Below are 12789 nucleotides of genomic sequence, written 5' to 3'. Positions count from 1 at the left end.
AATACTTTGCTTGAATGTGTTAGCATGCCGGGCTCATCTTGCAGACCTTCATAAAACCGGGCCGTTGTAAGGTTTTGTACCAACTATTGCAGGCTGTTGAGGACAACCTTATTAATCATTTCAGCCAGGCACAAAGATCCGTCTCCTGTGCCTTCATGTTACCTCATTCCAGCGCCTATCATTATTTCGTACGTCTAATGCAATCGTGTGACTGCCGGGGATTGCTTTAATTTGTATGATTGGCTGTTTTTTGAAACACCTTTTTTTCTGTACACATTGAGTACATTGAAATTTTTTAGCGAATTTATCTGTCACAAAGTTTTTTATTTAGAAATTTCCTATCTTGTTCGTGCTTCATTTGCCACTGATTGCTTAACTAAAAAACCGTCACTTACATTTAAACTTGTCTAATTATGAAAACTTTCATCTTGAAGTATTGCAGTTGTGCAATGCTATCCCTGCTTTTGTTTGCTTTAAAAAGCACCGCTCAGCCCCCTCAGCCAGCAAGGCCTGAGCCACCTGCCAACAGCCGTGTATCAAGGGGGCCAGATGGCAGCCTGTACACCTATACCCTGTTTATTGCCCCCAATAAAGTGTATGGGTACAATATTTTCCAGAACGGTAAAATCATTTATCATCAGCCTGCCATGCCCCAGTCTGCCGGCAACAAGCAGCCAACGCTCACTGAAAAGATGCAGGCAGACAAAGCGGCCTTTATAGCCATTGAAAAAATTAAAAGTGGTCAGCCGGCAGAGCTTACGACTGCTGAATTGTTACAGGCTACCACACACTAATTGTTCACCATTAATAACACCCTAAAAATTTGTATGAAAAGAACATACCTGTTGCCCTATGTACTGATGTTCCTCGCCTGCATTGGTATTGGCACATCGCTAACTGCGCAAAAAATTAGTCTTACGGATATAAATAAAATAAAGAGCAGTTACCCCAGTAACTACCAGGCTGACAATGGAGTTTTATTTGCTGTATTGAACGGCGTTTTTTATTTTACCGCCGATGATGGTATACATGGCCGGGAATTATTCGCCAGTGATGGCACCGCCAATGGCACCCATCTTGTTAAAGATATCAACCCTGGTTCAGCTTCCTCTGTTTTTGCTTATACAATGACGTCGGGAGGTAAACTCTACTTTATCTCATATAATCAAAACTACGCTCAAACCATTTGGGTTTCGGATGGCACAGATGCAGGCACTGTGCCAATTGCGAATTTGCCCGCTGCATACTATGGATTTTTTTCTTATTTAACAGATGTAAGCGGAACACTTTTTTTTACCTACACGTATTACAATAGCAATGGCAATTTTGCTGAGCTGTATAAAACAGATGCCACCGGCAAAAACGCTGTGCTGGTAACAAGCGTTAACGGTTATATACAGGAAATGGTGGGTTCCAACGGGCGACTTTTTTACTCTTTTTACGATTACGGCACCAACTCCGGCAGCGAATTGTATACCAGTGATGGTACCGCAGCCGGTACGGGGCTGGTGGCCGACATTAATACCAACCCCTATACCGGCAGCACACCTGTTCATTTAACACCGGTAAACGGCCTGTTGTATTTTGCTGCAGATGACGGCACAGGCAACCAGTTGTGGGCAAGTGATGGTACGACAAATGGAACTTATAAGGTGAAGAACAGCGATCATATTTTGCTTGCTACAGATGCCAGTAATGGAGGTAATTTATTTGCCACCGCCAATAACACCATCTACTTCCAGGGAAAAATTTTTGATGGTGCCAATTCATCTACCGGCTTTGAATTGTGTAAGTTTAATACGGCAGACCCAACTGGTAATGTAACGCTGGTAAAAGATATTGTTCCAGGCAATGCCGGTTCATTGCCCGGGGCTTTCACCAGTGTAAATGGCAATGTGTTTTTTACTGCCACTGCCAATGGCCGCCTGTCTCAACTTTGGAAAACGGATGGCACGAGCGGGGGCACTGTTTTAGTAAAAGATTTTTTAACTGATATTGATTCCACCTGGAGCAATCCTTTTTATGGCTTCACCAGTATTAATGGCAAGCTGCTATTTGCCTGTACCAGTGCCACTTTGGGAACCGAGCTCTGGAACAGCGATGGCACAGCAGCCGGCACTTTTTTACTAAAAGATATTCTGCCAGGTAAAGAGGGATCCGGCCCGAATGATATCACCCCTGATAAAAACATTGCGCTTTTTAGTGCTTTAAGTGCCGCAGGCAATGAACTATGGCGCACGGATGGAACAGCAGCGGGAACTATGATGGTAAAAGACATCAACACGATCACTACCGGAGATGGGCAACCTTCTGCATTTACAACGCTTAATGATAAAGTAATTTTTGGTGCATACAATGGCATTGGCTACCAAAAAGCGTACATCAGCGACGGTAGTAAAAATGGCACCACAATATTAGATTCTGCTACCAATGTGGTAAGCTTGGGCTTTTCTCAAAAAACGTTTGTCATTTTTAAAAAAGAGGCTTATTTCTTTAATGAAAGCCGCAGGCTATGTAAAACCAACGGAACAAAAACAGGAACCATCGTACTGCCCACGCCTTCACTGATTGAATCTAACGCTGGTTTTATTTCAGACCTGGTTGCAGCAGACAATTTGCTATATGCAACCACCTATAGTTTTCAAACCAACACTACCACCCTGTGGCGTACCGATGGAACAAAAGCAGGCACTTATATTTTGAAGACTGACATCAATTCAGACTTCAATGTTTTTCCGGTAACTGTTGGCAGTACATTATATTTTGCTAACGTAGATAGCAAGCTAGGCAGCCAGTTATGGAAATCAGATGGTACTGTTACAGGCACCCGGGTTGTAAAAACAATCGGCAGTTATAATTTTAATCCACTATCCAACCTGTACAATTTTAAAGGAAAGCTTTATTTTAATGCATATACCGCTAACTCCGGCGTGGGCGCTGCGATATGGCAGTCTGACGGAACAGAAGCAGGTACGATCGTGTTAAAAGATTTATCGGTTTACCAGCAACCTTTTGGCGAAGCAAACGGCAAATTGTTTTTTTACGCTCACGATAATGTGAGTAGCCTTGGCGATGAATTGTATGCCACGGATGGTACTGCCGCAGGTACTAAAATGGTAAAAGATATCAATCCGGGAGCCTCGTCGTCAATTGCTTATTTAGGCCCTTCTGCGTTGATAAGCGGTAAAAAAATATTGTATTTTCTTGCCACAACAGATGAGTTTGGACAGGAGTGGTGGCAATCGGATGGCACCAGTGCTGGTACCAGGTTAATAAAAGATTTAGTTGAAGGACCAGGCTGGTATTACTTTACCAGCGCTATTAGCGTAAACGACCACCTGTATGCTGTAACGTATGATAATACGCTGCTGGAAAGCAGTGGCACCGATGTTACCCCGGTAAATGACGCCATTTTACCCGGTTTAAAAAACATTACCAACCTTTTTGGTGCGGGCAGTAAATTGTATTTTTCAGCCTACACGTATGCAGTGGGCCAGGAATTATATATTGGAAATATGGGAACACCAACAACGCAAAGACTTGCCGCAATCGCTGCTCCTGTCAATACCCAGGCAACGCGGTTATCATTACAAGTGAGCCCTGACCCTGCATATAATACTGTACAAGTTGCATGTACCGGGCTTAAACAAAATACGCCGGCGACGTTGCTGTTAATTTCCCCTTCGGGTGCGGTATTGAAAAGTCAGCAATATAATAGCATAGCCGGAACCATATCGCTGGATGTTGCTTCGCTGGCAAGTGGTATTTACTTTATTAAAGTAATAAGCGGAGATAATACCTTACTCAGCCGCTTTATAAAACAGTAGTAAAACTACAAACAACAAAACCCCGGGGCACAAGGCTTTCGGGGTTTTGTTGTTTTATAATTTATTTGTAAATACTAACCTGGGCATAGCCGGTGCGTTGTGTGGGCTGTATGGCACCTCTTTCATATACCCAGGCTCAGGTGTACTTTTCCTCTGTTTTCCTGTTACTACTCTTTAATGCGGGCAACTTTACATTACCGGGTATTAGTAACGTGCCTACACTGCAAACCTCCCTGCAAAACCATTGTATCATCCGAAAGCGATCAGAACCAGCGCCTGTTAGATTGCAAAAAAATGCAACTAAAACCTGAACCCTGCATATACCTGGAATATATTGCTTTTTAAGATGGCATTGGGCAGAGCAGGTAAAAAGGCCGGTACAGGGCGGTTGGTTTGGTATGTTTTCAGAAGATTATTCAGGCCAACTGTATACCGCATACCTATTGATAATCCTGACTCACTAATTAATTCGGCTCCTCCAGCTATGCCAAATGAAAAGCGGGTAAAATAATCAGTTGCCTTTTTAGATGGGGTGTTAAAAGTAATGCCACTGCTGTCAGCTATCGCAGAAAGCAAATAGCCAATCTGCAGACCAATCTGTAATTTGAAGATATCTTCAACAACAAAAAAATCTGCAGTTTCAGTTGTGCTTAAATAATTCATGTATACTTTGCCGTTTTTATATTTGTAGCCCTGTTTTGAAAAAAGAAAATCACTGCCTGCCTTTACATTATCCTCCTCACCAGAAAAAAATACTCCTGCATGAAACCCGTTTGTATTATCTACGGCGATAGATGATATATTGGTTGAGTTGACGTAATTGTATCCTGCTTTTACACCAAACCTGGTTTTGCTTTTTGACGACCTGCGTTGTGCAAGGCCATTATGCGACAAAGTAATTATTGCAATGATCATACAAACAGCGTATTTCATATATCAGCATTTGAGTATAAAAATTATAGAATTGCGATCATCGAATAAAATGGCTAATCAAAAAATATTACCGGGGACTAATTCTCATTCCCGGCAACGTCTCTTTCGGACGGGCAGCTGTAAACAATATCGTAGCCAGCTGTTTTATCAATCACTGAAATCCATTCATAGCAAGTGAAGGTTATAAAAAATATCCCGCTATTCTCTGAATGTCGGAATGTGTTTAACAATTGGATACTTCGAAAAAATACTTACTTGCCGGTCGCCTTGTTTATAGAAGTTGCCCGAAAGAACTTCTGTATGAACTAATTGATAGGCTATGCCTAAATCTATGAATTCATTTGTCTCCGTTAAGACTAAAATGTCTGCATCTCATATTTTCAGGTATTCTAAAATAGCGGCGCTTCTTTTACCGTTTCTGGCCGGTCTTTCTAAATGCCAGGTTGCAATTTTCATATTGAATGTTCTGTAGAATTGCTTTCGTGTTTTGATACATCGTCCATTACCCAAACTTCTTCCTCCCGTGGTCCGGTGTCCTCACCGACCACGTCTTCGGTTAGAACACTTCGCCGAAATGTGTTAGTATGCCGGGCTCATCTTCCATACCTTCATAAAACCGGACCGTTGTAAGGTTTTGTACCAACTATTGCAAGTTGTTGATGACAATCATTTTATTTTCATCCGGCTTTAACAGATGCTGCTGTTATTGATGGTTATTGTCCAAAAATACACTTCATTTAACCCGGTGTACGAATTGCGATGACCATTGTATTTGAAGTCGCTGGCTTTCACTTTTTATTTGTAAGTTAATTCATTTTGCTACAGGTCGGTGGGGCGCAATCCGGGGAATCGGAGAATTCACACCAACCACGGAAGCAAACAAAATCAATGTTAATCGGAGTTCCTGTAGGCAATTTTTCTATGAGGGATAAGGTCTGCAAGGGCAAAAAGGGACTGTGTCAGTACGAGGTCAGCATCAAAATATTCGCATAACGCAGCCTTTTCATGAATTTCTAAAACAACAAAAGCAATCCCGTGATTCATATGCCGTTGTTTTTGATGCAGTACAAAATCTCCCGCTTCAATATTTTCCATAAGTATGTTTATTAACTGATGAAGTAAATGTAAGGATTATGCAGATTGAACCAGGCTTAAATCACACTCCATAAAATAATCGCTGCAAACCTCTATCCCGCTTACCCATGCACATTCATAATTTCCCTCCGGTTGCACTTCGCCGGAATAGCTGTTCAAATTACCTGTGCCGGTTAACTTTACAATAAACAGTTGCCTTCCGGAGGATATTTGCTGAACGTGATCTCCAATGTTATATAAATGTATCATGGCCATTTTCTATACTCCACAAGGTAAGTACCGGCAACCAGGTGTCGTTGTACAATTAAAATGGAATTTTGTAAAATTCACAGGTAATTCACCCGCAGCCTGCCTGCGCTGCTATATTGATTGTTTCGAGGGCTGCATTATTAGTGTTAGTGCATTCGTTGTTTGGCAGATAATAGCCAGGGGCACACTCTCCTATCAATGGACTACCGCGGACTTAACTTCTGGAGAAGCTTGTGCCAAGAGCGGCCATTTGCTAGTCAGGTTACTTAGGTTCCGGGGAAAGCAATTCCCTTAACATGGTACGTTTATTGGCTGATAGGTTGTACTGTTCATTAAATTATACAAAATGGAACGCCTGTATATATTGCTAACAGCAGAGAATGAAGCTGATTTAGCCATCAAAGTTAAAGATAAAACTGACCAGGGATGGATTTGTTTAGGTGAAAATGTAGAATGTACTTCTAAATTGCTTAATAGCATAAAGGGGCGTTACAACCCCACATTCCAACAGCGCATGGCGTTTGTCATTTAGCCTTTTCTTAGCGAGCTGGACAACGCGGCACAATTCAAGAGCATACGTAATTACCAAACTTCATCACATACGAAATGTATCAAAAACTTATACAAACTTATTTATTTCAAAGTTACTACATGGCCGACACAACAAGTTTCCTTATTTGCCTTCGCATATCACCCATTTGTCTGGTTTCAACTCACTAGCTGGCATGATGATAATGCAATTTCTGTTCACCGATTTCATTTTAAGCGATAAATCGTCAGCACAAAGTATTTCCCATATTTCTGAAGTAAGAGAGTCGCATAATAACACTCCAGCTGTAAGTGCTTGTGGGGTAACTGGCCTAAATGAGCTTTTCATATAAAATTTTCCTTGGAGAAAAGGAAACTTAAAAGATTCAGTATGGTTAGGTTGGTGCAGAATCTAAATTCAATCAATATTTATAATCGAATATTTTACCGGTATACTTTTAAATTGTTGATGGATCATTACGGAATCCAAGTAGCAAGTAGATGAATAATACTCAATAATGAGGTCCTTATCTATTGGTTTATTATTCCTTCTCCTGTTTATCATTTCCAAAACACCATATAAAAAATCATCCACACAGAATTATTTTAGAAACCTCTTTTCCATACCTAAGATACAAAAAAAATAAAATTAGTTTTTCAAATTTTATGGAAAAATTAAACCTAAAAATCAAAAGTTGCATGCTCAAAAATGTTTTATTTTTGATTTATCGCCTGATGTTCCTATTCAATTTCAATAACTCTTGCTCACAGCACATTCTCGTGTATTATAAATAAGATGCTACGGTGTGCCTGAAAAATTTAAAAGATTTCCGCCGGCATTTTAAAGGAATTATTAATGCTTATTGTACGCTATTGTATTTTTTAGAATTGCACCAAAATTCTCACAACAACAACTCTCAACTGAAAATATGCAACTAATATTTTTTGCATTCACACTGATGTAAGAATCAATGTCAGGATGCATCTGGCATTTAAGCGGCAGATTTTTTTTATTGAGATTGAGACATATTTGATGCTCAATAATTGCGGGGATGTTTTTTTGGTAATCTGTGATGGACTCCTTATGAGCAGATGAAGATATAGAATGGACCGGTTTAAATTTTATCATAAACCCTAATTATGCACAATCTACACTTTTCGCTACGGATGTTGGGTTTTGTAGTCAAGAATTAGTAACCCAACTCATGCGAAAGTCTGCCTCATCGCCATGCAAACTGGTTTGTAATGCATTTTAAGAAGTGCTAATAATCCTCAAATCCTTTCAGGAGAACCAAACTTTCCTGGTCAAAAGTATCTATATATACCTTATTATCAATCATCCAGCCGCATTCATATCCTTCGTTAATCGCCGATAAAGGGCAGGCACGATCTCCCGGTAAAATTATCCTTACTATGTACATTTCCCGACCTGTGGTAATGTGGCGAACATGGTCTCCAAATTTAAAAAGGTATACCATAAAAGCAATTGAGGCGATAGCAATAACGGGCGTTTAAATAGCTGTTGCTTAGGCTGCAAACCAGAGATTCAATCCCTTGCCGTCTATCAATGCCACAATTTTCTATCCAAAAATGATGGAAGAAAATAAACCCCGTCTTTGATTAGCAGTTAAATTCCGGACAGGCTAAATAACAAGCATTCGTACATAACCAGAGTCAGGCATAATGATGTGCATATTGAAATAAATACCTTTAATTTTTTTGCATGGAGAAAGAACAAATCAATATCTCCTATTTTTTTTCAATAGAATGAAACCTTCCAATGTTCGTTTGAAAGGTTTACAGCAATGCTCCCCAATAGCATATTCAAGAGCACCAGATGCCGCATCAACAAAAATTGCAGAAGGAATCAAGGGGTGAAGGGAACAGGCTATAGGAAATTCTGCACGGAGGGATTGGCAGGCCCGGTATTCAATAATGCCCACGGCTTGTTGATCGTTAAAATCAACAATAACGGCTTCATTAGCCTTGTTAAAAATGGAATGTTGGGATTTAAATACTATCATTAAATTTTGAAAAATGGAACATACGGTAAAATGCATATTCGCAGATTTAAACTGACCACAATCAGTATTTCGCTTTCCAGCAACGTCTCTCAACGGCTTTTGCAGCATAGCCGGGGACGTTGCGCCTGGCTGACTGCGTTCGTTGCTCCATAGTACGCAACGTGCCTGGCAAACGCCCTGGCCCGGGAGGAGACGTTGCCGGGAAGTAAATCTGGTACACGCAGCAAAAAAGTTTGCAGCACTGTGACTGAACTTAATTGGGATGATAGCGGGTGGAGGGATCACCTTCGGGCGAGAGATAATCACCTATTTCGTCAATTTCATCTACGTTGCCGATTCCTTTTGGATTTAATCCATATTCATTTGCTCCTACATCGCTGTCGGCAAAAAGCATCCAGAAAGCGTAAAAGGGAATTAACTGGTACCAGCCCTTGTTGCCCCTGTCGTGGCACCTTTTTGATCCCTGGGCCCATAGCAGCCACAAAAGCGGCACATACCCCAGCAATAAAAATTTGGCAGCTTCACTTCCGCCTTCAGTAAGCAGGGTTATAGCCACTGATGCTGCAATGTAAATAAGGTAGGTTAAACCATACTCGGTTCGCCTTATACGCCCTTCAAATGAAAATGGTGCTTTAAACATGGTGTCAGGTTTTATCAGGTTTACTTATTATACAATCTGTGTCGTACTCCTTTAATACCGGTAACTCAATGTTTCGCCATGGCTTTTTGTTTAATAACCACTACCTGATTTTTAATCTTTGGTGTGTGCTATCACTTAAGCTAACTAAATCGTGGCACCCGGCTATGCCCCTTGGTTATTACACCAGCTTTTGCCTGCGCTTCACTTTATCCTGTTGCTAAATTGCGGGTTATGTTTTTGCAGTATGTAGTTAAGAAGTACCTGGTTACATCATTGGCAATACTGGCTCAAATAAATCGTTGATTCAAATATACAGCTTAGCATATACCATACAGCCTTACATTCTGTAACTGTACTATAAATGGTAATAGGTGCACCGGTTTTTACAATTGCCGCAACATTGCCAATCTTATTTACCGGCGGGCCATGGTACATTGCCTGAAAAAAAAATCAAACTCCCTCTGGCGCATGTGTCCTTCTCCTGTGCCTTATTGTTCTTAATCTTTAGTGAGGGCAGCTTTACATTACCGAATAGTAGTAACAAGCTGACACTGGAAAACCGCCTGCAAAACTATTGCTTCATTCCAGTGCTTGTTATTATTTCGTTCGCTTAATGCACTCTTGCGCCTATGGGGTACGAATTGAGATTGCCATTGTATTTAAAGTCGCTGGCTTTCACTTTTTATTTGGAAGATAATTTATTTTACTACCCGTCGGTGGGGCGCAACCTGGGAGATCGAAGCGTTTACACCAACCGTGGAAGCAGGGACTAAGCGAATTTCTTAATCGCTTCGGCACTCACCGGAGTAAAGAAATTAATTAAATTTCCATCCGGGTCACGAAATAGTAATGAACGGTTACCCCATGGCATTGTTGCCGGTTGCTGAACAATGTCAGTAGTTAAATCTTTAATCCGCTCGTAATCATCATCCACATTCTCCACAAGAAATTCTATGATTACGCTTTTGTTAGCGGCCGCCCGGGCTATTCCTTCTCCAAAAAAAGCCAGTGTCCGGGTGCTTCCAATTGCCAGGGTGAAGGAGTTGGTAACTATTTCAGCAAAGTCGTCTGTCGACCACTTAGCTGGTATACAGGTTGCTTTTTCAAAAAATTGAACCAAACGTTGTATGTCAGCGGTGATTATTCTTACTGATACCACATTCCTGTTTTGCATTTTCTTTTGTTTTAATTGCCTGAGAATTATTTATTTCACAAAAGTAAAATGGCGCTATGACAAGGGTATGTCAGGGGTGCTGAAAATTTTTTTCTTTGCTGTCTAAATACTCTTTTAGTGTCAGTTTGTGCGGCGTAAACTTTTCTTCAAGCGTTATCAGTTTTGAAATTCTGCTTAACCGAAACATTCTGTAATCCTTCCTCAATCTGCAATAGGCAATCAGTGTCCAGCTTTCCTCAAGATTATAATACAATGCAAATGGTTCTATTTTTCGTTCTGTTTTTTCTTGTTTGTGTTCAGACTGATAAGTAATTTTCAAAACTTTGAAATCCGTCAGGGCGTTCTGGATAAAGGTCAGTGAATTACTGATGCTTGTGCCTGGCATGGCTGCACTAACTGCAATTCTTTTGGAAAGTAAGTCTGCTTTCTCTTTTGTTGTATATAACAACACGGCTTTAATCTTATTTACCGCTTCTGTATATTCCTTACTGAGAGAACTATCTCTATTTTTCAACACCAGTTGCTCAGCAGTCACTAAGGCATTTGCCTCGCTTTCGGTAAACATCACTGGCGGAACACTGTAACCTTCCATCAACATATACCCTTTTCCTTCCTCCGTTACAATTGGCACACCAGCTTGTTCCAATGCTTTTATGTCCCGATAAATTGTGCGCACACTTACTCCAAATTTTTCAGCAAGTTTTGTTGAAGTCAAGACCCGTTTTGTTTGCAATTGGGTTAGCATTGCAGTGAGCCTCGAAAGTCGTTTGGTGTCGTTATCATTCATTCTTTATTATTCAAAGGTGGTCATTTGATGTCAGTAAGGGCGGTCGCAGGATTTCTGCCAACGGGGTGATGACAATCATTTTATTTCATCCGGCTTTAATTAATGCTGCCATTGATTGATGGTTATAGTCCAAAAATATACTTCATTTTATCAGGTGTGCGAATTACGATGACCGTTGTATTTAAAGTCGCTGGCTTTCACTTTTTATTTGTAAGATAATTCATTTTGCTACCCGTCGGTGGGGCGCACCCCAGGAGGTCGAAGAGTTTACACCAACCACGGACCCAGCACCAGACTTGGGCACATATTGTCCCTCCTTAGTTACTGTTAATGATAGTTCCATCGCTCATTAAAATAGCAGGGGCAGTGTAGATGGCTCCGGCTGAGGTAAATTTTTTAGTGCCCTTTCCAGACGATATATCAAATGTATACAGGCTGTTATCCCAGCAGCCGGCATAAAGGAAATTATTCGTAACTAAGGGACCTCCTATTATATCATTTCCTGTGTAAGTCCATTTCGTTGAACCAGAGGCCAGGTCAATGGCGTAGAGTTTTTTGTCGCTGCAGCCGGCGTACAACACGTTGTCTTTAATAGCAGGAGCTGCAAAAAATTCACCCCCGGTTAATAGCTCCCACTTTTTGCTGCCGTCCAAAGCATTGAGCGCATATAATTTTTTATCACGGCTTCCAATATAAACTACTCCGTTTTGAACTTTTGGGTCTGAATCAATTCTGCCTCCAGTGAGGTATTCCCATTTTTTTTCACCAGTAGCAGCATCCACTGCATATAGTTTTTGGTCAGCACATCCTATAAACACAAGGCCATTCGCAACCGCCGGAGAAGAAGTAACAGAGCCTCCTACAGTCAATGCCCACTTTTGCAATCCCGTAGATATATCTATAGCATACAACTTTTGGTCGGTGCCTCCAATATATAAAACACCCCCTGAGATTGCCGGGGTGGATTGGATATAGCTGCCAGTGGCAAATTCCCATTTTTTTACTCCTGTCTGCGCATCGAGCGCATAAACTTTAAAGTCATAACTTCCTACATACACCACTCCATCTGCAATTGTAAAGTTGGAAGAAATTCCGTTGCCCGTTTTAAATTCCCATTGCTTTGCGCCGGTGACGACATCAAGAGCATAAAGCCTGGAATCGCCGCTTCCACAATAAACCTTACTGTTGTATACTTGCGGACTTGAAAATATACCCATGCCGGTAGCAAACTCCCACTTCTTGCTGCCGGCTTGCAGATCAACGGCATATAGTTTACCATCATTGCTACCTACAAATGCGGTTGCATCAAACAGCCCTGAATTAGGCTTGTCTTTGTTACAGGCACAAAAGCAACAGATGAAAAAAATAAAAAGTAATAAATAATACTTGTTCATAAAGTTTAGATTGTTTAAGTGATTAAATAGGTACGGCTAACGTTTTACGGATATGCGAAGTTTATGAAAAAAAACAACTGTTTATGAAAATCCTCAAAGTATAGCTGCAGCGAATGGGCGTGCCTTTATTGCTACAGG

General features: G+C 40.9%; 12 protein-coding genes. 3 read left to right on the top strand and 9 right to left on the bottom strand.

Features of this window, described 5'->3' with window-relative positions; all coding sequences use genetic code 11:
• Positions 1–413 precede the first annotated feature (413 nt).
• Both JWR61_RS06370 and JWR61_RS06365 read left to right on the top strand, forming a co-directional pair.
• Positions 414–794, top strand: a complete 381-nt coding sequence (locus tag JWR61_RS06370; protein ID WP_301927000.1) for a DUF4907 domain-containing protein — start codon at positions 414–416, stop codon at positions 792–794.
• Between the two features lie 33 nt (positions 795–827).
• Positions 828–3827, top strand: coding sequence for an ELWxxDGT repeat protein (locus tag JWR61_RS06365; protein ID WP_301926999.1), 3000 nt, complete (start codon positions 828–830; stop codon positions 3825–3827).
• Positions 3828–4127: 300 nt separating this feature from the next.
• Here the strand turns inward: JWR61_RS06365 and JWR61_RS06360 are convergent, their stop codons facing one another.
• The 3 genes from JWR61_RS06360 to JWR61_RS06350 form a co-directional block, all read right to left on the bottom strand.
• Positions 4128–4760 (bottom strand): outer membrane beta-barrel protein, encoded by a 633-nt coding sequence (locus JWR61_RS06360; RefSeq protein WP_301926998.1) that lies wholly within the window; start codon positions 4758–4760, stop codon positions 4128–4130.
• An 891-nt stretch (positions 4761–5651) separates the two neighbouring features.
• Positions 5652–5855, bottom strand: coding sequence for a hypothetical protein (locus tag JWR61_RS06355; protein WP_301926997.1), 204 nt, complete (start codon positions 5853–5855; stop codon positions 5652–5654).
• A gap of 36 nt (positions 5856–5891) precedes the next feature.
• Positions 5892–6104: a hypothetical protein gene (locus tag JWR61_RS06350; protein ID WP_301926996.1), complete on the bottom strand. Its 213-nt coding sequence runs from the start codon at positions 6102–6104 to the stop codon at positions 5892–5894.
• A 346-nt stretch (positions 6105–6450) separates the two neighbouring features.
• Between JWR61_RS06350 and JWR61_RS06345 the strand changes: the two genes are divergently transcribed.
• Positions 6451–6636, top strand: a complete 186-nt coding sequence (locus JWR61_RS06345; RefSeq protein WP_301926995.1) for a hypothetical protein — start codon at positions 6451–6453, stop codon at positions 6634–6636.
• A 1258-nt stretch (positions 6637–7894) separates the two neighbouring features.
• On the opposite strand, the gene JWR61_RS06340 is transcribed toward JWR61_RS06345, so the two are convergent.
• The 6 genes from JWR61_RS06340 to JWR61_RS06315 form a co-directional block, all read right to left on the bottom strand.
• Positions 7895–8110 (bottom strand): hypothetical protein, encoded by a 216-nt coding sequence (locus tag JWR61_RS06340; RefSeq protein WP_301926994.1) that lies wholly within the window; start codon positions 8108–8110, stop codon positions 7895–7897.
• Positions 8111–8371: 261 nt separating this feature from the next.
• Positions 8372–8692 carry a hypothetical protein gene (locus JWR61_RS06335; protein ID WP_301926993.1) on the bottom strand — a complete coding sequence of 107 codons (321 nt, stop codon included), beginning with the start codon at positions 8690–8692 and terminating at the stop codon, positions 8372–8374.
• 217 nt (positions 8693–8909) lie between these two features.
• A complete protein-coding gene (locus tag JWR61_RS06330) occupies positions 8910–9296 on the bottom strand; it encodes a DUF805 domain-containing protein (protein WP_301926992.1) in 387 nt (128 codons plus the stop codon).
• Positions 9297–10065: 769 nt separating this feature from the next.
• Positions 10066–10470, bottom strand: coding sequence for a VOC family protein (locus tag JWR61_RS06325; protein WP_301926991.1), 405 nt, complete (start codon positions 10468–10470; stop codon positions 10066–10068).
• Between the two features lie 70 nt (positions 10471–10540).
• Positions 10541–11257, bottom strand: a complete 717-nt coding sequence (locus JWR61_RS06320; RefSeq protein WP_301926990.1) for a YafY family protein — start codon at positions 11255–11257, stop codon at positions 10541–10543.
• A 317-nt stretch (positions 11258–11574) separates the two neighbouring features.
• Positions 11575–12651 (bottom strand): PQQ-binding-like beta-propeller repeat protein, encoded by a 1077-nt coding sequence (locus JWR61_RS06315; RefSeq protein WP_301926989.1) that lies wholly within the window; start codon positions 12649–12651, stop codon positions 11575–11577.
• Between the last annotated feature and the right edge of the window lie 138 nt (positions 12652–12789).

This window comes from Ferruginibacter sp. (genome assembly GCF_028288465.1).
In the GTDB taxonomy this organism is placed as follows: domain Bacteria; phylum Bacteroidota; class Bacteroidia; order Chitinophagales; family Chitinophagaceae; genus Ferruginibacter.
Note: the sequence above shows the minus strand (reverse complement) of the source record. Positions and strands in the feature narration are given on the sequence as shown.